Origin of the sequence: Myxococcus sp. MxC21-1, from assembly GCF_032612255.1 — a bacterium.
Classification (GTDB): Bacteria; Myxococcota; Myxococcia; order Myxococcales; family Myxococcaceae; genus Myxococcus; species Myxococcus virescens.
The window spans coordinates 3,708,924-3,730,849 of record NZ_CP123278.1; the positions used below are offsets into that span (position 1 = coordinate 3,708,924).

The 21,926-nt window shown below is 69.5% G+C and carries 20 protein-coding genes and 1 pseudogene; 6 read left to right on the forward strand and 15 right to left on the reverse strand.

Annotated elements, in window-relative coordinates; translation table 11 throughout:
- Positions 1-195 precede the first annotated feature (195 nt).
- From QEG98_RS17160 to QEG98_RS17170, 3 genes are all read right to left on the reverse strand, one after another.
- Positions 196-1,791, reverse strand: a complete 1,596-nt coding sequence (locus QEG98_RS17160) for a hypothetical protein (RefSeq protein WP_316567423.1) — start codon at positions 1,789-1,791, stop codon at positions 196-198.
- Between the two features lie 751 nt (positions 1,792-2,542).
- The gene (locus tag QEG98_RS17165; protein ID WP_316567424.1) at positions 2,543-3,889 is read right to left on the reverse strand and encodes a hypothetical protein; all 1,347 of its coding nucleotides are present in this window, start codon (positions 3,887-3,889) and stop codon (positions 2,543-2,545) included.
- Positions 3,890-3,900: 11 nt separating this feature from the next.
- Positions 3,901-4,440 (reverse strand): peptidoglycan-binding domain-containing protein, encoded by a 540-nt coding sequence (locus tag QEG98_RS17170; RefSeq protein WP_316567425.1) that lies wholly within the window; start codon positions 4,438-4,440, stop codon positions 3,901-3,903.
- 356 nt (positions 4,441-4,796) lie between these two features.
- On the opposite strand from QEG98_RS17170, the gene QEG98_RS17175 reads away from it, so the two are divergent.
- On the forward strand, positions 4,797-5,690 hold the full coding sequence (locus tag QEG98_RS17175) for an SMP-30/gluconolactonase/LRE family protein (RefSeq protein ID WP_316567426.1): 894 nt from the start codon (positions 4,797-4,799) through the stop codon (positions 5,688-5,690).
- A gap of 6 nt (positions 5,691-5,696) precedes the next feature.
- Here QEG98_RS17175 and QEG98_RS17180 read toward each other — a convergent pair whose 3' ends face one another.
- The 8 genes from QEG98_RS17180 to QEG98_RS17215 all read right to left on the reverse strand — a co-directional run bounded on the left by QEG98_RS17180 (position 5,697) and on the right by QEG98_RS17215 (position 12,213).
- Positions 5,697-6,800 (reverse strand): zinc ribbon domain-containing protein, encoded by a 1,104-nt coding sequence (locus QEG98_RS17180; protein WP_316567427.1) that lies wholly within the window; start codon positions 6,798-6,800, stop codon positions 5,697-5,699.
- Positions 6,801-6,896: 96 nt separating this feature from the next.
- Positions 6,897-7,448: a TlpA family protein disulfide reductase gene (locus QEG98_RS17185; protein WP_090495082.1), complete on the reverse strand. Its 552-nt coding sequence runs from the start codon at positions 7,446-7,448 to the stop codon at positions 6,897-6,899.
- Positions 7,448-9,469 carry a heme lyase CcmF/NrfE family subunit gene (locus tag QEG98_RS17190; protein WP_316567428.1) on the reverse strand — a complete coding sequence of 674 codons (2,022 nt, stop codon included), beginning with the start codon at positions 9,467-9,469 and terminating at the stop codon, positions 7,448-7,450. Before QEG98_RS17190 ends, QEG98_RS17185 begins: the two co-directional genes overlap by 1 nt.
- Positions 9,466-9,942: a cytochrome c maturation protein CcmE gene (locus QEG98_RS17195; protein ID WP_011553299.1), complete on the reverse strand. Its 477-nt coding sequence runs from the start codon at positions 9,940-9,942 to the stop codon at positions 9,466-9,468. The genes QEG98_RS17190 and QEG98_RS17195 overlap by 4 nt, the downstream gene beginning before the upstream one ends.
- A 6-nt stretch (positions 9,943-9,948) precedes the next feature.
- Positions 9,949-10,137 (reverse strand): heme exporter protein CcmD, encoded by a 189-nt coding sequence (locus tag QEG98_RS17200; protein ID WP_011553300.1) that lies wholly within the window; start codon positions 10,135-10,137, stop codon positions 9,949-9,951.
- Between the two features lie 2 nt (positions 10,138-10,139).
- Positions 10,140-10,853: a cytochrome c biogenesis protein CcsA gene (gene ccsA / locus QEG98_RS17205; RefSeq protein WP_090495075.1), complete on the reverse strand. Its 714-nt coding sequence runs from the start codon at positions 10,851-10,853 to the stop codon at positions 10,140-10,142.
- Positions 10,854-10,856: 3 nt separating this feature from the next.
- Positions 10,857-11,558 carry a heme exporter protein CcmB gene (locus tag QEG98_RS17210; RefSeq protein WP_141593936.1) on the reverse strand — a complete coding sequence of 234 codons (702 nt, stop codon included), beginning with the start codon at positions 11,556-11,558 and terminating at the stop codon, positions 10,857-10,859.
- Positions 11,559-11,607: 49 nt separating this feature from the next.
- Positions 11,608-12,213, reverse strand: coding sequence for an ATP-binding cassette domain-containing protein (locus tag QEG98_RS17215; protein WP_410478031.1), 606 nt, complete (start codon positions 12,211-12,213; stop codon positions 11,608-11,610).
- 385 nt (positions 12,214-12,598) lie between these two features.
- Between QEG98_RS17215 and exoL the strand changes: the two genes are divergently transcribed.
- From exoL to exoP, 5 genes and pseudogenes are all read left to right on the forward strand, one after another.
- Positions 12,599-13,756, forward strand: a complete 1,158-nt coding sequence (exoL, locus tag QEG98_RS17220) for a spore coat polysaccharide deacetylase ExoL (RefSeq protein ID WP_316567907.1) — start codon at positions 12,599-12,601, stop codon at positions 13,754-13,756.
- Positions 13,753-15,272, forward strand: a pseudogene (gene exoM / locus QEG98_RS17225) (spore coat polysaccharide flippase ExoM). The gene exoL and the pseudogene exoM overlap by 4 nt, the downstream one beginning before the upstream one ends.
- Positions 15,273-15,340: 68 nt before the next feature.
- Positions 15,341-15,859, forward strand: a complete 519-nt coding sequence (locus QEG98_RS17230; RefSeq protein ID WP_090495063.1) for a serine O-acetyltransferase — start codon at positions 15,341-15,343, stop codon at positions 15,857-15,859.
- An 18-nt stretch (positions 15,860-15,877) separates the two neighbouring features.
- Complete coding sequence (exoO, locus tag QEG98_RS17235; RefSeq protein ID WP_316567429.1) at positions 15,878-16,969, forward strand: spore coat polysaccharide biosynthesis glycosyltransferase ExoO; 1,092 nt, start codon at positions 15,878-15,880, stop codon at positions 16,967-16,969.
- Positions 16,956-18,158 carry a spore coat polysaccharide biosynthesis glycosyltransferase ExoP gene (gene exoP, locus QEG98_RS17240; protein WP_316567430.1) on the forward strand — a complete coding sequence of 401 codons (1,203 nt, stop codon included), beginning with the start codon at positions 16,956-16,958 and terminating at the stop codon, positions 18,156-18,158. Before exoO ends, exoP begins: the two co-directional genes overlap by 14 nt.
- A 12-nt stretch (positions 18,159-18,170) precedes the next feature.
- On the opposite strand, the gene QEG98_RS17245 is transcribed toward exoP, so the two are convergent.
- From QEG98_RS17245 to QEG98_RS17260, 4 genes are read right to left on the reverse strand one after another with little or no spacing between them, the layout of a single operon-like run.
- Positions 18,171-19,349: a DUF4350 domain-containing protein gene (locus tag QEG98_RS17245; RefSeq protein ID WP_316567431.1), complete on the reverse strand. Its 1,179-nt coding sequence runs from the start codon at positions 19,347-19,349 to the stop codon at positions 18,171-18,173.
- On the reverse strand, positions 19,346-20,239 hold the full coding sequence (locus QEG98_RS17250) for a DUF4129 domain-containing protein (RefSeq protein ID WP_316567432.1): 894 nt from the start codon (positions 20,237-20,239) through the stop codon (positions 19,346-19,348). Before QEG98_RS17250 ends, QEG98_RS17245 begins: the two co-directional genes overlap by 4 nt.
- 21 nt (positions 20,240-20,260) lie before the next feature.
- Positions 20,261-21,283, reverse strand: coding sequence for a hypothetical protein (locus tag QEG98_RS17255; protein ID WP_316567433.1), 1,023 nt, complete (start codon positions 21,281-21,283; stop codon positions 20,261-20,263).
- Positions 21,280-21,918 (reverse strand): thiamine phosphate synthase, encoded by a 639-nt coding sequence (locus tag QEG98_RS17260; RefSeq protein ID WP_316567434.1) that lies wholly within the window; start codon positions 21,916-21,918, stop codon positions 21,280-21,282. The genes QEG98_RS17255 and QEG98_RS17260 overlap by 4 nt, the downstream gene beginning before the upstream one ends.
- Between the last annotated feature and the right edge of the window lie 8 nt (positions 21,919-21,926).

A 21,926-nucleotide genomic window follows, 5' to 3' on the forward strand; every position in this document is an offset into this window, starting at 1 on the left:
CGGGGCTCGTCGCGTCAGATGCTTTGAGCGTGTGAACAGTCCCCGTCGCTTCAGTTCCAAAAGTACCGGAGGAACTCACCGGTGGATGCGCGCCGTTGAGGCAAACGCTCACAGTAGACGTTTCACGTGAGGAACGTCAGGACAGACAATCGTGGCTGCCTCTCCGGGCAGGTGCAGGAATCGCCCCCCCGCGGCCTAAAGCCATTCAAACTCAGGGCCCCGAATGGGGTCCGTGGTGAGGATGAACGTGCCCTGGAGCACTTCAATCAACTCCAGTGGGATCGCCACAGGCTGCTTCGGTGACGAGGGGGGACCTCGTTGCCCCGAGTGCATCAACCTGCCGTCTTCCAGGAGAATGGCCCAGCGCACTTCGCCTGCTCTGTCGGAGTGGGGGAGATGGCAGTGTCGCGCCACCGCGGCGCGTGCACTCGTGGGGAGCTCGGGCAGCGGCGTCATGCTTGGGGGCGCTACGAGCCTTCCGTCGGAACGGAAGCGGACTTCCGCCAGCATGGGCTGTCGAGGGTTCTTCAGCGACGCCGCCACCAGGGCCGCATGGACGTGGCCCGAGTCATCAATCCAGACGCCCGGCTCGGATTCAGGAAGCGCGCTCAGTCCTCGGAGGAGCGTGCTCGCCACTCGGCTCAGACGACCGGCGCTCGTGGCTCGCACGTGCTGGACTTCCAGCCCCCCCGCGGCCTCGCTCACGAGCACGATGCTGATGCCATTTCCCAAGGACCCGGGCTGCAGCGTGGCGCGAGCGCTCAGGGGCACGGATGGGAGCTTCACGCGCCCCACTTCCTTTCCGGGGGTGACTTTGGGGGCATCCATGCTCGACTGAAATCGCAGGAGTCGGAGCCCTCTTCCCCCAGCCTCCACGATGGGGACGAAGAGCTCTCCAGCATGTGTCTCCAGGGGCGGACGGATGAGCCTCTCTGGCGGGGCCTCCAGGTCAAAGCGGAAGGGCGCTGTGAGCGTCGCGGGAGGAGCCAGGGCGAGAATCGACGCGCCCTGGCGCCACAGGACCCAGCTCACGGCCTCACCGCCCGGCGCATCGTTCGTCCACGGCGCCAGCGCGTCGGACGCATCTGGCGCCACCGCTCCCAGCACCTTCGAGGTCCGCCGGGAGACGCCGCGTCCGGCCTCGTCCGTCTCGTCTACGAAGACGGCCTGCATCAGCAGGGTCTGCTCCTCCAGGTGCTGGAGCCACACGGTGCCAACCCCAGAGTACGGCCCGCCTCCAATCATCACACCCGCCGACGCGGAGTCTGGCCGTCCTGTCACGACGTCGAATTCGACCGGCGCGGACACCGTGTCGATACCCGCGGCCTGAAGCCTCGCGGTCAGCCGGTAACGGCCGGGCTGGCGGATGGGCGCCCATTCCTGGAGCGGCACGACGGACTCGAGCACGCGTCCCGAGCCCAGCCGGACCTGGGGCGCGACGACGCCACCGAGCGGCTGCGTGCCCTCACGCTCGATGACTGTGTAGTGATTGACGGCGTGGCCCTTCGGGTACTCGGGGCCCGTGACGGTGTACGTCAGGGATTGGTCCGAGTGCCGGAAGGGGTCTGGAAACTCCAGGGGCGTGGCGCTCTCGTTGGACAGGGCGATGCGCACGTCCATGTCTTCTGAGGTGACGAGCTGCGCCTTGGACAATCTGAGTTGGATGCGCATGGGCGCACCTCCAGAGGGTGGGGACGGTGCCGTCTTGACCTGGGACGGCGTCGGGACGGGGTTCGCCGCCGACAGGGTCAGCACGAGCAGCCACGGCCCGGAGAGGACGGAGGCGCTCATGGCCGCGCGTTCCGGGCACCGTCGCGGTCCAGAGCCTGGGTGTTCCATCCCCGCAGGCGCAGGAGACAGAGCCCACAGAAGCGCCGCTCCGTCGTGAAGTCGTAGCCCATCAGGCAGTCCTTCCCGTCGACGTCGTGGCGGTTCGCCTGGGCGCCGCCAATCTCGCGATGCGCGGGGAAGGGGGCATGCGGCAGGAAGAGCTGGTGCCCGATTTCATGCGCCAGCGTTTGTTCCAGCGAGTTGAAGCTGTTTCGGTAGTTGCCCGGCGCTGCGCATTGGATGACGGCGCAGCGGTCCCGCTTGCGCGAGGGGAACTCCGACGCGAAACCGTTCACGCGAATGCCGCCGACCGTCGTCTCCAGGTTGTAGAGCCCGGAGAATTGGAAGAGCGCAATGCCCGCAGCCGTTCCCAGCGCCGAGTCCAGCGCCCGGGTGAGCAGCGCCTTTGCCCAGTCCTTGCACTGCCGGTGGTACTCGTGAGCCTCCAGCAGGGGCAGCCTGCGCTCTCGCGTGGGCGCCAGCCACCGGGCGAGCTCCGCGTCGCCGCAGTGCTTCACGCGCTTCACCTCGGCCAGGAACTCCGCGTGGGTGCGGAAGGTGAGCGCGTGGCCGCCTGCGGCGAACTGGTCCACCGCAGGGTCGATGGCCGCCCGGAGCTCCCAGTGCCGGGACGCCGCCACGGCCGCGGCGATGCACGCGTTGTATTCCCGAGCGCACCATCCCGAGACGCCACCCGTGCGGTCCTCCAGGCTCAGAAAGGCCTGTTTGAAATGGCCCTGTACGGTGGAGAGCGAGAACCCGGAGGCGCCCGTGTCCTTGCACAAGAGGCGGGAGATGTGGACCTCGCGCCAGGATTCGAAGATGCCGGTGGCGGCGCGCACGGCGGCGGGCAGCGGTCCATCATCGTCCACATCCAGCACCACGCCGCCATCCCTGCGGCGGTCGTAGGCAAGCTGCACGGTGACTCGCCAGGCGTCTCCCGCGATGCTGGAGGGCTGGAACACCACGCCCGTGCGTCCCGCGAACGCCCCTGTGGTCCAGGCCGGCTGTAGGCCGCCCAACCGCGCTTGTTGCAGGGCGTGACGCGGAAGGGGAAGGCGCCGTCACGGGGCTCGGCCTGGGGCGCGTAGCCGGCCTGTCTGGGAAACACCGCCAACGACGGCGCACCGCGCTTGCCGCCCACGTCCCGGTGCGCGTTGTCGCCCTTGGGTTGTGACGTCGAACAGTGACGGTCCAGCGCGTGTTTGAGGAAGGCCCGGGCCGTGGGGGCATGGTGTTCGATGGCCTCTGTCTCGTCCTCCCAGTCCCAGAGGAAGCGCACGCGGCCCAGGGCCTTCGGCGCATCGACCCGGTTGCCGCGCGAGTCCTTCAGCCAGGCTCGGGCGAACAGCGGAAGCTCCGGTCCGTTACCCCAGTGCTTGCGGTGCAGTTGGTGGTCCGTGTCATCGGACATCTCCGACGGCTTTGTCTTGAAGACGTTCCCGACCAGCCGGATTTCGGCCTTCTCGCCGGGGGCGGGGAGCCGCTTCAAGGACTGGGTCAGCTCACGGTCGCGTGGTCGCGAGAGCACCCGGGGCTCACCCAACTCCAGGTCAACGCCCGCCACCAGGACGTGGAAGAACGTCCACGCCACGGGCGCCTGCGCCAGTCCACTGCCTTGGAGCGTCAGCTTCAGCTTGTACGGCGAGTGCTCCACCGTGACGACGCCATCCGGGAAGGTCTCCGACTTGGGCACACGGCCATCCCATGCCCACCGGTGCTCGCCTTGGAGGAGCTCCTCGCGGCTCAGCTCGCGCGACCACAGCGGCGCCTTGCGGTAGCGCGTGAAGAGCTCCAGCTTTCCGGCGCGCACCAGCCCGCCTGTGTTGAGCAGGCGCCACGTCAACTCCACTGGCTCGACTTCGGGCGCGAAGTGGAAGCCGTCATCACCCCCTGTCAGCGCGGGGAAGGGCGCGGGGCGGTGGCAGCGGGATTGGGGGCCTCCAGGGCTGCGGAGCCGGAAGTCCGCGACGCCATGACTGGCGGGACGGAGGCGGTTGCGGTTGCGTCCTCCGGGCGCAGCGAGGGCGACACTGGCCGTCAGTGAGATGCGTGCCATGGGAGGAGGCCTCAGGCGTCGTGCAGGCGGATGAGCTCGCGGGAGATGTCCGCGAGCTGTCCCGTTTCCGGCAGGCCATGGCGGCGCTGGAACGCTCGCACGGCGGACTTCGTCGAGGCTCCGGGCGACCCGCGCTCGCCTTCAATGGCGTAGCCCAGGTTGTGCAACCGCTCCTGCGCGGCCCGGAGGGCGTCGGACTCGAATCCCGGGAGCGACTGGAGTTGCAGCGCCCAGCGGAGCGTCACCGGCTCGGACGCGGCGGCAGGCGTGGCGTCCGGAAAGTCCTCATCGGTGACGGCGGGTGGGTAGGGCGGTGGCGTGCCCTTGGCGGTGGCGTGAGGCGCGCTCCGGCGGGGCGGCGGCGCTGGCGGCCTGGACAGCTTCACCAGCAACTCACCCGCGGCGAGGCCCGGGACTTCGTGGCTCAGCGAGCCATCCGCCGCCGTCCTGCCGCAGTGCTCGGTGCGGCCGACCGTGAGTACATACTCCGTATCCGCGTAGGGCACTTCCTGTGGATCCAACAGGACCAGGTGCAGCCGTCGCTGCTTCAAGATGAAGGTACTGGTGTTTCCTGTCCGGATTGGTGCCGTCCTCGGACTGACCATGCCGCGCTCCCCCCGTGCCTGGATTCGCGATGGTGTCTGTGCATCGTTGAAGGCCTGCCCAAGGTACGGGAACCCGGAGCGCCCTCTATCACCGGAAGTTCTGGGATAACCCTGTTCTGTGCGTCGGGTTAACGGACCTCAACCTGGTGGGTCAGTCAGAGGACGCATGCATGGCCAGCCGGGCGAGCCGGAGTGATCGCTGTGTGACGAGGCCATGTCCGCCGCCGCGTGCATGCCCAGCGCGTGCGGCGTGTCTATTTTGGCCACGGACGTTGAGTCTCGCTTTCTTGGAGGAGCCACGCATGCGCACCACGGACGTTGTCAGGCACGACGAAGCCAGGTGCATCTGGCCCGCACGAGCCGTGCTCGGCGAGGGCCCCTTCTGGATGGCCACCGAGGGCGCGCTCTACTGGCTCGACATCCCGGGCCGCAAGGTGCACCGGCTGGACCTCCAGAGCGGTGCCCAGGCGAGCTGGGACACCCCATTGCGTATCGCCTCGCTCGCGCCCCGGCGGAGTGGAGGCTTCATCGCGGGGACGGAGCGGGGCCTGGCCTTCTACGAGCCCCGGAGCGCGCGCCTGGAGCGGCTGCTGGACCCGGAGCCTGAGCACCCCCACAACCGCTGCAATGACGGGAAGGTGGACCCGCAAGGCCGCTTCTGGGTGGGCACCATGGATGACCACGAGGAGGCGCCCACCGGCGGGCTTTACCGGTTCGACGCGCAGGGACACCTCGCTCGAATCGATGAGGGCTACACCGTGACGAACGGCCCCGCCTTCAGCCCCGATGGGCGGACCCTCTATGTGAACGACTCGCCCCGGCGCGTCACCTACGCCTTCGACCTGAGCCCGGACGGCGAGGCCTCTGGTCGCCGGGAGTTCCTCCGCTTCGACGAGCCCCACGGCTTCCCCGATGGAATGACAGCCGACGCGGAGGGCGGATTGTGGATTGCCTTCTACGGAGGGGGCTGCGTGCGCCGCTTCTCTCCGGACGGCGCGTGGCTGGCCGAGTACCGGCTGCCCGTGGCGAAGACGACCAGTGTCGCCTTCGCCGGAGACGCGTTGGACCGGCTGTTCGTCACCACCGGGCGGGATGGGCTCAGCGCGGAGGAACTCGAGGCCCAGCCGCTTGCCGGTGGGCTCTTCGAGCTGACACCGGGTGTCCGCGGCGTTGCGCCGGTGCCCTTCGCGGGCTGACCCGGCTCAGCCTTCCTCTTCGACGGCTTCTTCGTACTGCCGCGGGGGCAGCTCGGCGGCGCGAGCCGCGCGCAGGTGCTGCACCGCGAGGAAGCCCACCGCGCCCAGGCCGAAGACGAAGACGAAGGGCCCGGGGAGCAGGCGCATGTTGAGCCCCGCGAACGCGAGCGACAGGGCCACCGCGCCCGCGGGCAGGTAGCGCGTCCAGGACGGGCGCTCCACCTCCGGCCGCAGCGCCAGCAGGGCCAGCACGGCCAGCAGCGCCAGCTCCACCACCACCGACGCCGGCAAATCCCAGCCTCGCAGGTGGGTGACGCCGCCACCGTAGCTGTAGAGCATGTCGTCGGTGGGCCGCTGCGTGGCGATGACGCGCAGCTCGGGCGGGCCCTGGGGCACCGGTGCGTTGTCCGGCAGGCCCAGGTCCAGCTTCGCCGTGCCCCACGGCGCGAACAGCGCCAGCAGGCACACCGCCACGCCACCCAGGCCCACCAACTGGGGCATCGCCAGGAGCTGCCGGGGCTCGAAGTACACGCCCACGCCGTCCTCTCCCGCGATGACCTTGCGGTACTGGTCATGGGCCACCAGCCCCACGCCCGCCACCATCAGGAGCGGTAGCACGCCCAGGCTGAGTGAGCGCAGCGCCAGCGCCCCCATCACCGCGGTGGCGGCGGCGGCGGCCTCCGGCGTCATCATCACCGCGGGCATTCGCTCGGTAAAGCCAGGCGACTGCTCCGCGGCGCGCAGCTCGCGTGCGACCAGCACCGTGCCACTCGCCACCGCCAGCAGCGTCCCGAGGAGGCCCACGCCAGCGGAGGAGAGCAGGGCGGACAGGAAGACGGCGCAGCCCACCACGATGACGCCCAGCACCGTGGGCGAGTGGGCCGGCACGTGCGCCAGCCACTTCGGCCCGTCGTAGGTCGGGGCGGACTGGCCCGGGTCCGTCTTGTCCTCGGGCGGAAGCTCGGGCGCGTCACCCACGACATAGGGCCGCGAGTGCTCATCCGCCTCCTCGAGAATGTCCGCCGCATAGGCGGGCTCCGCCAGGTCGCGCTGAGGCCGCGAGGGGCGGAGCGCGGCCCGGGCGCTCGTTCCCTTGGGCGGCTCGGGCATGGTCGCCCCGCAGTTCTCGCAGTACCGCAACCGGGAATTGGAGTCTTCACCACACTCCAGGCACCGCATACCGCCACCTCGTTGGGACGACAGGGGCTACTTCCGCGCCGCCTCGGTGGGGGCGGAGGGCGTGGACAGCTCCTGGATGCGCAGGGCCAGCGTCTGCGGGTCGATAGGGCCCACATGCTTGCCCCGGATGATGCCGTTGGGGTCGATGAAGTACGTCTCCGGCACGCCCGCCACGCCGTAGTCCAGCGCCATCCGCGAGCGCGGATCCACCAGCTGCGGGAAGCTGGCGCCGTACTGCTGGAGGAAGCCGCGCGCGTTGTCGTCGGTGTCCTGGAACACCACGCCCAGGAACACCGCCTGCGAGCCATACTGCCGCGCGCCCCACTCCAGCACGGGGTGTTCGACGCGGCACGGGCCGCACCAGGACGCCCAGAAATTGATGACCACCGGCCGGCCCTTCAGGTCCGCCAGGCTCACCTTCTCTCCGCTGTCCAGCGCGCGCAGCGCGAAGTCGGGGGCCGGCTTGCCCTTCATCATGAAGGGCACTTCGTGCGGATTGCGCCCGAAGCCCTTGAACAACACGAAGAGCAGGCCCGCGCAGAGGACCACGAAGCCCAGCGTGTAGCGCCAGCCCTTCATCAGGCGGCCCCTCGCTCGGCGTCACCACCCGTGAGCGGGGACGCGCCCACGGCCGGCGCGCCCGCCATGGCCACGGCGGTCTTCCGGCGCGGCCACAGCGCGATGAGGGTGCCCAGCACCAGCAGGGGGATGCTCCACCAGATCCACCCGACAAGCGGGAAGACCCAGATGTTGATGCTCGCCGTGCCGGCCTGCTCGGAGAAGGCCATCAGCGACACGTAGAGGTCCTCGGCCGGCGTCTCCCGGACCCCGGGGGTGCCAATGGGGTCCGTGCTGCGCTCGTAGTAGTTGAGCCGCGGCTTCAGTTCAGAGACCTTCCCGCCCGGGGACGTCACTTCAATGCGCGCCGCCACGTAGGTGCGGTGGGGCTCCTCGCCGCTGACCAGGCCCAGGTACTTCATCTGGTAGCCGCCCAGCTCGATGACCTGCCCCTTCTTCAGCGTGCCGGAGGTGTGCTTCACGTACGCGGAGGACGCGGCCACCGCGACGATGATGAGCACGATGCCCAGGTGCACCACGTAGCCGCCGAAGCGGCGCTGGGCCTTGAGCGCGCTGGTGGTCAGCGCGGCGACGAAGCCTTCCTTGCGCTCGGACATGCGCACCCGCACCGGCGCCACCAACTCCCGCACGGTGATGACGGTGACGAAGCCCGCCAGCCCGAAGGTCATCAGCGGGTACACGCCGCGCAGGCCCACCGCGAAGCACGCCGCCGTCACCACCAACCCCACCACGGAGGGGATGATGAACTGCCGGCGCAGCGTGGCCGGATCCGGCTTGCCCCAGGGAAGCACCGGGCCCACGCCCATCAGGAAGAGCACCGCGATGCCGCCTGGCACCGCCATCTTGTTGAAGTACGGCTCGCCCACGCTCACGCGCACGCCGCGGACCGCCTCGGAGATGAGCGGGTACAGCGTGCCCAGCAGCACCGTGAAGGTGATGGCGACGAACACCAGGTTGTTCACCAGGATGCTCGCCTCGCGAGACAGCGGCGAGGCCAGCTGGCCTTCCGGCACCAGCAGCGGGCCGCGCACCGCCAGCAGGCCCACGCACAGCACCAGCAGGAAGCCCAGGAACACCAGGAAGGTGGGCCCGATGTCGGACTGGGTGAACGAGTGCACCGAGTTGAAGATGCCCGAGCGCGTCATGAACGTACCCAGGATGGTGAGCACGAAGGACGCGAGCGCGAGGCTGAGCGTCCACAGCTTCAGCATCCGCTTGCGCTCCTGCACCATGGTGGAGTGCATGAACGCCGTCGCCGTCAGCCAGGGCAGGAAGGACGCGTTCTCCACCGGATCCCACGCCCAGTAGCCGCCCCAGCCCAGCACGGCATAGGCCCACCAGGCGCCCAGGATGATGCCAATGGACAGGAAGAGCCACGCCACCAGCGTCCAGCGCCGCAGGGGCGCCATCCACGCTTCGCCAATCTCGCCGCGCAGCAGGCCCGCCACCGCGACGCCGAAGGGCACCGTCATGCCGACGTAGCCCAGGTAGAGCATGGGCGGGTGGATGACCATCAGGATGTGGTTCTGCAGCAGCGGGTTGGGGCCGGGGCCGTCCGCAGGCACGGGGGACACCGCGCCCCAGGGGTTGGCCGGGCCCGCGATGAGGAAGGCGAAGAAGACGCCCACCGCCAGCATGGTGCCCAGCGCCAACTGCATGTACCGCGCGTGCTCGCGCCGGTGGAGGTAGGCGAAGGCGGCGATGTAGCCGCCCATGATGAGGCCCCAGAAGAGGATGGACCCCTCCAGGGCGCTCCACAGCGAGACGATGGTGTAGACCAGCGGCGTGGCCCGGCTGCCCACCTGCGCCACGTAGCGCACGCTGAAGTCGTGCGTGACGAGCGCGTGGACCATCACCAGGTTGGAGCCCACCATGCAGGCGGCGAAGCCCCACACCGCGCGCAGCACCCACGGGAAGCCTGCGTCACTTCGACGCAGGCCGCTCACCAGGCCCACGAGCGCGCCGAAGGTCGCGAACGCGAGCCCTCCGAGCACGAGGCCGTAGCCAACGGTTCCGTTCACTTCGCACCCATGGCGGTGGCGTCGGAGAGCGTCTCCTGCCACTGACGAGGATCCTCACCCTCCTTGGGGGCGCGGTACTCGTTGGAGTGGTTCACCATCAGCCGGTTGGAGCTGAAGACGCCGGACTTGTCGTAGGTGCCTTCCACGACGACGCCAATCTTGTCGCGGAACATCTGCGGCGGCGTCTCCGTGGCGCGCACCAGCACGCTGGGCGCGCCTTCCTTGACGTCATCCGCCACGCGGAATTGCAGGGTGGTGTGCTCGGCGTTCCACTGGATGCTGCCTGCCTCCACCACGCCACCCAGGCGGATGGTGGCCGAGTACGCCTTGTCACCCTGGCCCAGCATCTCCGACGGGCTCCAGTAGTAGACGAGGTTCTCACCGATGTTGCCGAAGGCCACGAAGCCCAGGCCGGCCCCCGCGACGAGCAGGGCCCCGAGGGCAATCAGACGGTTGCGAGCGACGGGGGACATGGCAACTCACTCCTTGGCGTCGGTGGGGGCTTTGGGCCGACGAACCCACAGGGACACAGCGTAGAGAACGAGCATCGCGACTGTAATGCCGTAGCAGGCCCAGACATAGCCCCAGCCGCCAACGATGCGGCCGCTGCCCACCTGTCCGGGCGCCGCCGCGAGGATCCACAGCATCTGCGTGGAAAGCGTCATCATGTTCAGGCCACCCTGGAGGAGTTGGCGCCACCCGCGGCGGCGAGGTCCGACGGCAGCGCATCCGGCAGGGCCACCTCCGCCTGGCGCTCGGCCAGGGCCTGGCGGTAGCGCAGCACCAGGAACCAGATGGTGAGGAACAGCATGCCGAAGGCCGACACGCGCAGGGCCAGCGTCATCTCCGGGTCCACCGTCTTCGGCGTGGACTGCACCTGGTGCAGGCTGCGCCACCAGCGCACGGAGAACCAGACGATGGGCAGGTTGATGGCGCCGATGATGGCCACCACCGAACTCCACGTGGCGCGCTTCTCCGGATCCTCCACGAAGCGCCGCAGCACCAGGTAGCCGGTGTACGTCACCAGCATGATGGCCTGCGAGGTCAGGCGCGGGTCCCACGACCAGTAGACGCCCCAGGTCGGCCGGCCCCAGATGGCGCCGGTAATCATCCCCGCGGTGCCCAGCACCAGGCCAATCTCCGCGGATGCCTCGGCGGCGGCATCCAGCTTCCAGCTCGCCTTCATGAGGTAGCTGATGGCCACCACGAAGTTGATGGCCATGGCCACCATGGCCACCCACTGGAGCGGGACGTGGACGTACATGATGCGCTGCACGTCACCCATCTCACGGTCAGGCGGTGCCCACGCCAGTCCCAGCCACCACCCCGCGGCGAGAACGACCAGCGCCAGCGCCGGCAGGCCCCACTTGATGAACTTTCCCATCCGTCAGTCCTCGATGATCCGCGGGAACAGCAAGAAGCCTACGCCCCAATAAATCAGATTGAATCCGCCCAAAAGCCCCGCCCATGAGTCAAACTGACGCATGGGGTCTCCCTGAAGTACGAGCGTGGTCGCCTTGGCCGCAGAGAGGAGGGCTGGGATGACCAGCGGGAACAATAGCAACGGCAGGAGCACATCCCGTGCCCGGGCATTGCTCGAAATCGCGGCGTAGACGGTTCCTGGGGCGCTCAAGGCCAGGCTGCCGAGCAGGAGGATGAGCCCCAGGTCCGCCATGCTGGTGACGATGCGCACCCCGTACAGGGCCACCATGACGGGCACCAGCAGGACGCCCAGGGCCGTCAGCAGCAGGGTGTTGCCCAGGGCCTTGGACAGGAAGATGGCGCGGGCGTCGGCGGGGGCCAGCCGGATGCCGTCCATGCACGCGTTCTCCGACTCGACGCGGAACGACTCGCCCAGGGCGAGCACGCTGGCGAAGAGGATGGCCAACCAGAAGTAGCCGCCGGCGTTCTTCTCCAGCAGCTTCGTGTCGGGGCCCAGCGCGAAGGAGAACATCAGCAGCGTGGCCAGCGCGAAGAAGATGATGGCGTTGAGGCGCGCGCGGGTGCGCCACTCGATGAGCAGGTCCTTGCGCAGCAGCGCCAGGGTCGCCGTCAAGAGGCCGATGGGGCGGGGACGCGAGGTGCTCATGCCGCCACCGCCCGGCCTTCCTGCAGGTGAAGACGTTCTTCACACAGCGTCAGGCCTTGCTCGATGAGGTGGGTGGCCAGGATGACGGTGACGCCGCTGGCCTTGAGCTCCGCGATGATGGCCTCCATGTCGCGGATGCCCGCGGGGTCCAGCTCGCCGAAGGGCTCGTCGAGCAGCGCGATGGACGGCGCCTTGAGCAACAGGCGGGCAATCGCCGGCGCTTGCGCATGCCGGCGCTGAAGCTGCGGACCGGGCTGTCGGAGCGGCGGCTGAGCCCCACCCGGGTCAGCTCGTCGCTGGCGGCGTCCGCGGGCGAGGGCAGTCCCAGGAGCCGGGCCAGCACTGTGAGGTTCTGGTGCGCAGTGAGGTCCTCGTAGAGGAAGCTGGCGTGCGACAGCAGCGCCACGTCACGGCGCACCGCGTCGCGCTCCACCACCGCGTCGCGGCCGAGCACTTCCACCCGGCCCGCGGTGGGGCTCAGGGCGGTGGCCAGCAGGCGCAACAGGGTCGTCTTCCCGGAACCATTGTGGCCGGTGAGCAGCAGCGAGCGTCCGGCGGGGAGCGCGTACGTGAGACGCGCCAGGGCCCACCGGCGGCCATACCGCTTGCTGACGTCATGCAGGGCAAGCGCGGGGGCGGCGGAGAGGGGAAGCATCGGCGGGGGCGTTCGTATCCGGAAACCAGAACGTCCACCAGTGAAACCCAAGATGGTGGCCTGGACGGAGAAAGGGCGAGCCCGTCGGGTGGAAAGGTTTTCCTCCCCATGTGGTCGGAGGTGCCCGCCGGGGGGCCCCGGGGTTCCACGGAGGGGAACGTCCACTGCTCACCACGCGACCCGTTCGGACGGCTGGCCCTCTCGACTGCCCGGTCCCGGGTGCCCAACCTCCCTCCTGGCACCTCCCCTGCATCGGTGCGCGGGCATGTGAGGCGGACTCAGCTGATCCGCGCGGAGGGCGTGAATGGCGACGGGCAAGGTGTTGCGTAGAGCGGTCAAGGCGGCGGCGGCGGGGATGATCCATTACAGCGGGATGCGGCGGGCAATGGCCGCGTATCGGCGCTCCCAGTCTGGCGGGAGGCGCATCCTCATCGTGAGCTACCACCGCGTGGTGAGCGACTTCACCGGGGAGCTGCAGCGCTCGATTCCCGGGCTGCTCATCTCCCAGGAGACCTTCCGCCGGCACCTGGAGGAGGCGCACGCGGCGGGCTTCGAGCTGGCCTCCATCGGTGACGCGGTGGACGTCATGAATGGCCGCCGGGCGGCGAAGAAGGACTTGTGCGTCGTCACGTTCGACGACGGCTACCGCGACGTCTACCGGTACGCCTATCCGGTGCTCAAGGAGATGGGCGTTCCGGCCATCACCTATCTGCCCACGGCGTTCATCAGCACCGACAAGCGCTTCAACCACGACCGGCTCTTCCACCTGCTTCGCCGGGTCCAGGAGCGCCGCTTCCGGCCGTTCTACGACTCGCTGCCCGCGCCCGCGCTGCAACTGCTGGGGCCCATCCTCTCCGGGCAGAAGACGGTGTCGGCGTCGCTGGACGACTTCATCGGCGAGCACCCCACGCGCGTGTTGACGGAGATCATCGACGCGCTGGAGCAGCAACTCGGCGGCGGCGCGGACCTGGTGCCGGAGCAGGGCGACATCATGAACTGGGACGAGGTGCGCCGCATGGCGCGCGACGGCTTCGAGTTCGGCGCGCACACGCTGGGCCATACGGTGCTGACGCTGGAGCCGCAGGAGGTGGTGGAGCGCGAAATCCTGGAGTCCAAGCGCGCCATCGAGCGCGAGGTGGGCATCACCGTGCGCGACTTCGCCTACTGCAACGGCTGGTACTCGGACGAGGTCATCCGCGTGCTGTCGGCCAACGGCTTCCGTTCCGGTGTCACCACGGAGGACATGCCCAACCGCATTGGCGGTGACCCGTTCACCCTCAAGCGCAAGGTGCTGTGGGAGAACTTCAGCCTGGGCATGCTCGGCGACTACTCGTCGGCGCTCACCGGCTGCCAGTTGGATGACTGCTTCGGGGTGCTGGGCATGAGCAGCCCGGTGCCGGGGAAGCGCCCCCATTTCATCAGCACCCCCACCGTGGGAAACCAGTTGAGCAGTGCCCCGGTGCGGGTGAGCCCCAAGCCAGCGACCAGTAACGAACTCGTGGTGGGTCCAGAGAGCGCCACGACCCTCCAGGAGGCTCCGTGAGCGGAGGTTCCACGTCGGCCGCGTCCGGGGGCTCGTTCCTCGGGCGCGCCGGCCCCTTGGTGTTGGCCCGGCTGTTCACCGCCGGGCTGACGCTGTCCATTCCCCTCGTGCTCGCCCGGGTGCTGAACCTGGACGACTACGGGACGTACTACCAGCTGTTCCTCATCGCCACGACGCTCTACTACGTCCTGCCGTTCGGCGTGGTGCAGAGCCTCTACTACTTCCTGCCTCGCGCGGACGCGAAGCGGCCCTTCCTGGGGCAGACGCTGCTGTTCATGTCCGCCATGGGCCTGGTGGGCGCGGGAGCGGTGTGGGCGCTGCTCGGGTATGTGGCGGGCTGGTTCTCCAACCCCGCGCTGGCCGAGTACCGCCTGCCGCTGGCCGCGTACACCGCCTTTCTGTTGGGGAGCTTCCCGCTGGAGGTGTCCCTCACCTCGCAGGGCCGCACGAAGGCGTCCGCGGTCGTGTACCTGGTATCGGACGCGGTGCGGGCCTCGGTGATGGTGGTGCCGCCACTCCTGGGCGCCTCGCTCTACGGGATGATGATGGCGGTGGCGGCCTTCGCGGCGCTTCGCTACCTGGCGACGTGGGTGGTGTCGCTGCGCGGCGCCACCGGGCCCTGGTGGACCGCCAGCGCTTCCGCGAGCAACTGACCTACGCGGCGCCCTTCGGCGCGGCGATGCTGCTCGCCATTCCCCAGCAGAACGCGCACTTGTACGCGGTGGCGGGCGCGGTGGCGCCGGCGCTGTACGCGCTCTATCGCGTCGGCTGCTTCCAACTGCCGGTGGTGGACCTCTTGTACACGCCCACCAGCGAGGTGCTGATGGTGCGGCTGGGCGAGCTGGAGCGCGAGGGCCGCCTGGAAGAGGGCGTGGAGGCCTTCCGCGAAGCGGCCGGGAAGCTGGCCTACTTCTTCCTGCCTTTCGCGGCGTTCCTCTTCTCGGCGGCGCCGGAGTTCATCGGGGCGATGTTCGGTGAGAAGTTCCTGCCCGCGGTGCCTGTCTTCCGCATCAGCGTGCTGGGCGTGGTGCTCTCCATCCTCCCCATGGACGGGACGCTGCGCGCCCGGGGGCAGACGCGGGCCATCTTCGCGTCCTACGCGGTGAAGGCGGCGGTGACGGTGCCGCTGGTGTGGCTGGGGGTGAAGCACTTCGGGCTGATGGGCGGCATCGGCTCGTGGGCGGTGGCGGAGGTGGTGGGCAAGGCCATGCTGCTGGCCCGGGTGCCCGCAGCGCTGTCCACGCCGGAGCGGAAGCTGGGCGTGGCGGACGTGATTCCCTGGCAGTCGCTGGGCAAGGCCACGCTGGCGGCGTGCGCGGCGGCGGCGGCGGTGTTCGTCCTGCGGGCTGGGGCCCACGGGGCCTGGGCGCACCTGCCCACGGGCTTCCTGTGGCGCGTGCTGCCTCTGGCGGTGGCCGGGGCACTGTTCTTCATCGGATATCTGGTGGTGCTGCACTTCACGGGGGTGCGCCCGCTCAGCCTGATCGCGGGGCTGCGAGCCCGAAGGGTGGGGTAGCGCACTTCCCTCCCTGCGGGGCGGTACCTAGTTTGGTGCGGGTTGGAACAAGGGGATTGGGAGGCGTGATGGGTGTCGACGCGATGACGTTCTACCGGCTCGCGCGCGGGCTGAAGAAGCGGGGCGTGCCCCTGCTGCCAGCCGTGCTGCGCAAGGCCATCTACTATCTGCACAGTTCATACATCCCCGAGGACGCGGAGATCGGCGAGGGGACACAGCTGGGCTACGGCGGCATTGGCGTGGTCATCCACAAGGCCTCGCGGATTGGACGCAACTGCCTCATCTCGCAGCAGGTGACCATCGGCGGGCGCTCGGGCATCGAGGGCGCTCCCGTCATTGGTGACTACGTGCGCATGGGCGCGGGCGCGAAGATCCTGGGCAACATCCACATCGGTGACTTCGCCGTCATTGGCGCCAACGCGGTGGTGGTGAAGGACGTGGCCCCCGGCACGGTGGTGGCCGGGGTGCCCGCGCGGGTCATCCGGCAGGACCCGGATCCGCTCGGGACGTACCAGCGCGAGATGGGGGAGCTGCCGCCCCGTGTGTCGCTGGTGTCCGTGCCGTCGTCTTCCACGCTGCGCCAGTAGTCCGCGGGAGTCACATCGATGCGCGTGCTCCTCGTCGGGGATTACCCGCCGCCGCATGGTGGCGTCGCGGTTCATGTTCAACAGCTTCATGGCTACCTGCGCGGCTGCGGGGTCGACGTGAAGGTGCTCGATATCGGGAAGGGGGGCCGGCCGGCTCCGGATGTCATCCCGGCTCGCGGCGCCGCTCCGTTCGCCCTGTGGCTCGCGCGGCACGTTGCCACCGGGTGGACGATTCACGTCCACACCAGTGGCAACAACCCGAAGTCCTGGGTGCTGGCGGGGATGGTGGGAACCCTGCCCGGGCCGAAGTCTCCCCGGGTCATCACCCTCCACTCCGGACTGTTGCCGGACTACCTCGCCGCGTCCGACGCGCGTCGGAACTTCGCGCGCGTGGCGCTTGCGGGCTACGCGCGGGTGGTCGCCGTGTCCGACGCGGTGAAGTCCGCGCTGGTGGGCTGCGGCGTGCCCGCGGAGAAAATCGACGTGCTCCCGGCCTTCTGCGCCTCACAGGTGCGGCCGGGGCCCGTTCCATCGGCGGCGGAGGCCGCGCGCTCCCGGCGGCGGGTGCTGCTGTCCATGGCGCACCATCCATCGCCCGTCTACGGGCGCGCGCTGATGTTCCGGGCCCTGCGCGAGCTGGCGCAGACGTGGCCGGACGTGGGCCTGGCGCTCTTCGGTCCGGGCCTGGAATCCGAGGCGTTCATCCGCGACGTCCGCGAAGCGCGCGTGGCGGGCCACCTGGAGGTGCTGGGGGAGCTCGAGCACTCCGCTGCGCTGGGGCTCATCGCGCGCAGCGACGCTTTCGTTCGGCCCACCACACATGACGGGGACTCCATCTCCGTGCGCGAGGCGCTGACGCTGGGAGTGCCCTGCGTGGCCAGCGATGTCTGCGCCCGGCCCGCGCCCACCCGCGTGTTCGCCGCGGGCAATGCCGGTGAGCTGGCGCGGGTGATTCGCGAGGCGGTGGCGGCAGGGCCCATGCATGTGCCCCAGGTGGATGCAGGGCCGGAGCTGCTCTCGCTGTACGGGGAGCTGTCCTCCAACAACGGTTTGAAGTCGTCACACGAACAAGGTTCAGGCCTGGGGGAGACGAGACATGCGGCGCAGTGATGAGCTGGACCTCGCGCGCAGGGCATTGCGCGGACGTGACCTGGTGGTGTTCTCCAACGACTGGGATGGGGACCCGCTGTCGAAGGTCCACATCATGCGGATTCTCTCCCGGGAGAACCGCATCCTCTGGGTGAACAGCATTGGCAACCGCGCGCCGAAGGCCAACGCGCATGACGTGAAGCGCATCTTCGACAAGCTGGGCCGCTTCACCGAAGGCGTCCGCGAGGTGGAGCCCAACATCCACGTCCTGTCGCCGCTGGCCATTCCCTTCTATGGCTCGGAGCTGGTGCGCGGCGCCAACCGGCAGTTGCTGCGGCTCCAGGTGCTGCGGGCGATGAAGAAGCTGGGCTTCCAGAAGCCCATCTCCTGGAGCTTCCTGCCCGCGTCCGCGCCGGTGTCCGGCACGCTGGGCGAGGAGTTCGTCATCTACCACTGTGTGGACGAGTTCGCCGCCTTCAGCGACACCAATGGCCGCCACATCGCGGAGCTGGAGGAGCGGCTGCTCAAGCGCGCCGACCTCTGCATCACCTCCGCCGAGCGGCTGCGTGAGAACAAGGCCCGCGTCAATCCGCGCACGGTGCTGGTGCGGCATGGCACCGACTTCACCCACTTCGTGAAGGCGTGCGACCCGGCCACGACGATTCCCGCGGACATCGCCCGTCTGCCCAAGCCCATCATCGGCTTCTTCGGGCTGGTGGCGGACTGGGTGGACCAGGAGGCCATCATCGCCACGGCCCGCGCCCACCCGGAAGGCTCGGTGGTCATCATCGGCAAGACGACGCCGGACTGTGACGACTCCGCGCTGCGCGCCGAGCCGAACATCCACATGCTGGGCCGCAAGCCGTACGCGGACCTGCCCGGCTACAGCAAGGCATTCGACGTGGCGCTGATGCCGTTCAAGGTCAGCGAGCTGACGCTCAACGCCAATCCGCTCAAGGTGCGTGAGTACCTGGCGTCCGGCCTGCCCGTGGTGTCCACGGACCTGCCGGAGGTCCGCAAGGTGGGGCTCTGCAAGATTGCCAAGGACACCGAGGACTTCGTGCGCAAGGTGGACGAGTGTCTGGCGGACAGACCCGGTCCGAACCGCGAGCGCGCCGAGCGCATCTTCGGCGAAAGCTGGGACGCGCGCGTGGATGAGATTCGCCACCACGTGGGCGCGGCGCTCATGGCGGACGGCAAGGCGCTCTGACGTACCGCCCACCTAGGCGCGGGCTTCGCGGCCCGCCAGCGCCCGCTCCAGGTGGGCGTAGCGGCGGGCCACCCGCGCATAGTCCGCCGGTGCCACGGTGGGCTGCGCGTGAGTCCGCGTAAGGTCGGCCTTCGCCTCCAGGTACTCGGTGGCGGAGACGCCTCCGTCCTGTTCCATCAGGCGCGCGGCGTCCTCGTCCGACAGGCCCACGGGGATGCCCAGGCGCTCCTGCATCTGCTGGCGCAGGGCCTGGTCCAGCTCGGGTAGCAACTCCTTCTCCACCTTCGCGCGGCGCATCAGCCAGCCCATGCTGCGCACGTACTCCAGCACGGACCGGTGGCGCTCCACGCGCAGCGGGCGCGGCGCTCCGAAGCGTGTGCCTCGCGACACGACGTAGAGCAGACCCACCGCCAGCACCTGCGCCGTGAAGACCCAGATTCCACGGGAGAAGGGGGGCGGCGGCGCGAGCTGGTGGTGGTACTCGTCGAACAGCAGGGGCCCGCGGGCAGCCAGCGCTTCCCAGAAGCGCAGGTTGTCCAGCAGCTCCAGGCGCCGGTTCTCCAGCAGGTCCGAGCCGGCCAGCACGTACACCTCGCCCTTGCCCAGGGCCCTGCGCCACACTGCCACCGCGCCGCCCATGCCGGCGACGGGCACGGCGTCATCGTGGCCCATGCGGAGGCCCCGGTCCTGGGAGACTCGAAGCTGGGAGAGTCCGTGGAGGGGACCCACGGGCAGCCATACATCCACGGTGGTCCCGCCCACGTCGGACAGCGTCGAGTCCAGGCCGCGGCTGCTGGCGGGTAGCATCAGCCCGGACTCCAGATGCAGCCATCCCTCGAGCGCCGCTTGATGTTTCCCCAACTCGCGGGGCGACAGGTACACGAGCGTCCCGCCTGCCTGGACGAAGCGTTCCAGCTCGGTGACTTCTTCCGTCGTCACGGGCCGACCCTCGGGCGCCGCGAGCACCAGGGTGCGCGTGTCAGGGGGAATGGCTTCGAGCGGCGTCAGCAGCGTGTCCACGGCGCGGCCCCCCTCGCGGAGGTACAGATAGAGCGCGCGAGCACCCTGCGGCGCCGTGTTCTCCACAGTGGGCACCGGTGAGTCAGGCGCGTCCGTGCGCGTGGACAGGCCCACCGCCAGGGCCAGCGCGATGAGCACTCCGAAGAAGACGACGGCCCGGGTGTTCGTCACCGTGCGCCCTCCGTGGCCAGGGTTCCATTCAGCGACTCGACCTCGGTGACGAAGCGGGCGGCTTCCTCCGGCGCCACCGGCGCGAGCGAATAGAAGGTCCGGTCGTACCAGCCCATTAGCCGCTCCACCTCGCGCACCAGCGTCGCGGACGCGCCGCGGCCGGGCAGCTCCGCCGCCAGCTCACGGTTCGTTCGCACACGGTCTGGCCGGGCCAGCCGCCGCTCCTCCAGTGAGGACAGCAGGCTCAACAACCCTTCCCGGATGGCTTCGCGTGCATCCGTGGAGAGCGCCGCCCGGGCCCTGCGCAGGTGTTCGGCCGGAGAGTCCAGGACCAACGGCTCCGCGTTCGCCGCGGAGGAGGCGGAGACATGCGCCGCCTTGCGTCCACGCCGCGAGCGGAGCCGGAGCACGCTCCACAGGATGAGCGCGAGCGCCAGCCCTAGCATCACCGCGCGCGTGGCCACCGCGAAGCCCTGGGCCTCCCGGGATTCGAAGAGGCCCTCCAGCCACGCCGTCACCTCCCGCATGATGCGTTTCAACGCATCGCCGTGCCGTTGGCGCGCGCGGGCGAACTCGGGCCGGTCGAGAATGGCCTCCAGCCGCTCGGGTTCTGTCGGTGGGGGCGGGACGGCGCTGGGGCTGTTCGCCAACGCCTGGACGTCGCAGGCCTCCTTCAGGAAGCGCGCGATCTGCTCCGCGCGCTCGGGCGAGGTGTCCCCAACCTGAGCGGGAGGCAGCGGGATTCCGCCCAGGCGTGCTGACAGCGTGCTCACTTCATCGGCGAACCCGGCCGGGCGGTGTTCGGCTGTCTCGCGCAGGTCCTGGGTGATGTCCTCGCGCTCGGCGCAGGGCAGGGAGGCCAGCAGCAGGAGGAGGGGCAGGCTCGGCACGGTGGAGTCCGGGGGGCGTCGTCAAATGGCGGGCGTCATCGTGTTGAGCTGATGCTCCAGGTCCAGGGCTTCGCGACGCACGCGCATGTCCAGGTAGAAGAGCGCGCAGAAGACGAAGTTGATGGGCGTGAAGAAGGACTGCGCCACCGTTTGCAGCAGCTCCACCGGGACGAGCAGCAACTGCGGCGTGCGGGCCATGGTCCCCGGGTCGAAAGGGCTGCCGTAGGGCATCATCACCAGCCACGAGGGCAACCCGGAGACGAGCTGGACGGAGATGAGGATGAGACTCACCACGGTGAAGAGAATCATTGCCCGCACCATCACCCGTCCCATGAAGCCCGGCTCCACGCGGCCCGACAGGAGCTGACCGGAGCGCCGGAACGTCTCCCAGGCGCCCAGGTCCTCCATGGCCAGCACCGGGGGCACCAGCAGGAAGCGCAGCATGTACCAGAGCGCCGCGGCCAGCAGTCCCAGGCACGCGAGCACCGTACCGACCACGCCCAGCACGACGGCCAGGGTGTTGGAACCGGAGGCCACTCCGACGGCGATGCCGATGACCGCGAGGATGAGCCCGGGCACCATGAGCGCCATCGTCACCAGCGCGGACCAGCCGAGCGACAGCAGGTACACCCCGGTCAGAGTGCCCAGCCGCGAGAAGCTCCGGCGCAGTGCATCCGCGGGGCGGACCGGCTCTCCCAACTGGGCGGTCAGGACGTAGCGGGACGCGGCCAGGGTGGCCAGCCAGTACGCCCAGACGAGGAACAGGAACAGGCCCATCCACAGCGCAATGGTGATGCTCGCTTGCGGCAGCATGACCGCCGGGTCCAATTGGGCGCGCGACTCCGCGTCTCCCATGTAGAGCAGTGGCGCTAATCGCTGACCAATCACCAACGTCGCTTTGGTCACGATGTAGTTCACCAGCGTGAAGCCGAAGCTCAGCAGGAAGAGGGGCTTCAGGTGGGAGCGCCAGAAGGTGGCGGCACGGTCAATCATCTCCCCCATGGCGAGGGGGCGCAGCGCAGCGGCAGCGGGAGTGGAGCTCACGGGGTGCGCAGCATAGCCTGCCCGGCGCACGCGGCCAGCAGGCTCCGAGCCGCCGCCGTCGGGTCGTCGGCCTCCAGGACGGACGAGATGACCGCGAAGCCCGCCGCGTCCGGCAGCGTCATCGCGCGCGCGGGGGTGATTCCGCCCAGGGCCAGCGCGGGGCAGGGCAACGCCGCGGCCAGGGCGCTGAACCCCTCCGGCCCGAGGGGAGGCCGTGTGTCTCCCGGCTTGGAACCGGGAGCGAACACCGGGCTCACCAAGGCGAGGTCCGCGCCTCGGGCCGCATGGGCCTCCGCCACGTCATGCACGGCGGCGCTGATCCACCTCCCGGCGGGAAGGTGCGGGCGGACGTCCATGGGAGAAGGGCCATGGGCGGGAAGGTGGACATGGGCGCCGACGAGCAGCGCCACGTCGATACGCCCATTGATGAAGAGCGGGTTGCCACGTGGGTGGCACAACGCGGCCAGCTCCCGCGCCTCGTCGAGGAAGCGGCGCCCGGTGGCCTCGGGGTGGCGGTGCTGGACGGCCACCTCGGGCCCGGCGTCGAGCGCCCGGGCGAGCGCCCACCTCAGCCGTTCGGACGGCAGGCGCCAGTCGGTGATGACGACGAGCCGGGGAAGGGTGGAAGGCACCACCGTGCGCC

Bases quoted from the DNA above. Each gene is read 5' to 3' on its own strand.
- QEG98_RS17210 (WP_141593936.1), bottom strand. From the start codon at position 11,558: ATGAGCACCTCGCGTCCCCGCCCCATCGGCCTCTTGACGGCGACCCTG.
- QEG98_RS17195 (WP_011553299.1), bottom strand. From the start codon at position 9,942: ATGTCCCCCGTCGCTCGCAACCGTCTGATTGCCCTCGGGGCCCTGCTC.
- QEG98_RS17165 (WP_316567424.1), bottom strand. From the start codon at position 3,889: ATGGCACGCATCTCACTGACGGCCAGTGTCGCCCTCGCTGCGCCCGGA.
- QEG98_RS17200 (WP_011553300.1), bottom strand. From the start codon at position 10,137: ATGATGACGCTTTCCACGCAGATGCTGTGGATCCTCGCGGCGGCGCCC.
- QEG98_RS17175 (WP_316567426.1), top strand. From the start codon at position 4,797: ATGCGCACCACGGACGTTGTCAGGCACGACGAAGCCAGGTGCATCTGG.
- QEG98_RS17215 (WP_410478031.1), bottom strand. From the start codon at position 12,213: ATGCTTCCCCTCTCCGCCGCCCCCGCGCTTGCCCTGCATGACGTCAGC.
- exoO (WP_316567429.1), top strand. From the start codon at position 15,878: ATGCGCGTGCTCCTCGTCGGGGATTACCCGCCGCCGCATGGTGGCGTC.
- ccsA (WP_090495075.1), bottom strand. From the start codon at position 10,853: ATGGGAAAGTTCATCAAGTGGGGCCTGCCGGCGCTGGCGCTGGTCGTT.
- exoL (WP_316567907.1), top strand. From the start codon at position 12,599: ATGGCCGCGTATCGGCGCTCCCAGTCTGGCGGGAGGCGCATCCTCATC.
- QEG98_RS17185 (WP_090495082.1), bottom strand. From the start codon at position 7,448: ATGAAGGGCTGGCGCTACACGCTGGGCTTCGTGGTCCTCTGCGCGGGC.
- QEG98_RS17180 (WP_316567427.1), bottom strand. From the start codon at position 6,800: ATGCCCGAGCCGCCCAAGGGAACGAGCGCCCGGGCCGCGCTCCGCCCC.
- QEG98_RS17230 (WP_090495063.1), top strand. From the start codon at position 15,341: ATGGGTGTCGACGCGATGACGTTCTACCGGCTCGCGCGCGGGCTGAAG.
- exoP (WP_316567430.1), top strand. From the start codon at position 16,956: ATGCGGCGCAGTGATGAGCTGGACCTCGCGCGCAGGGCATTGCGCGGA.
- QEG98_RS17160 (WP_316567423.1), bottom strand. From the start codon at position 1,791: ATGAGCGCCTCCGTCCTCTCCGGGCCGTGGCTGCTCGTGCTGACCCTG.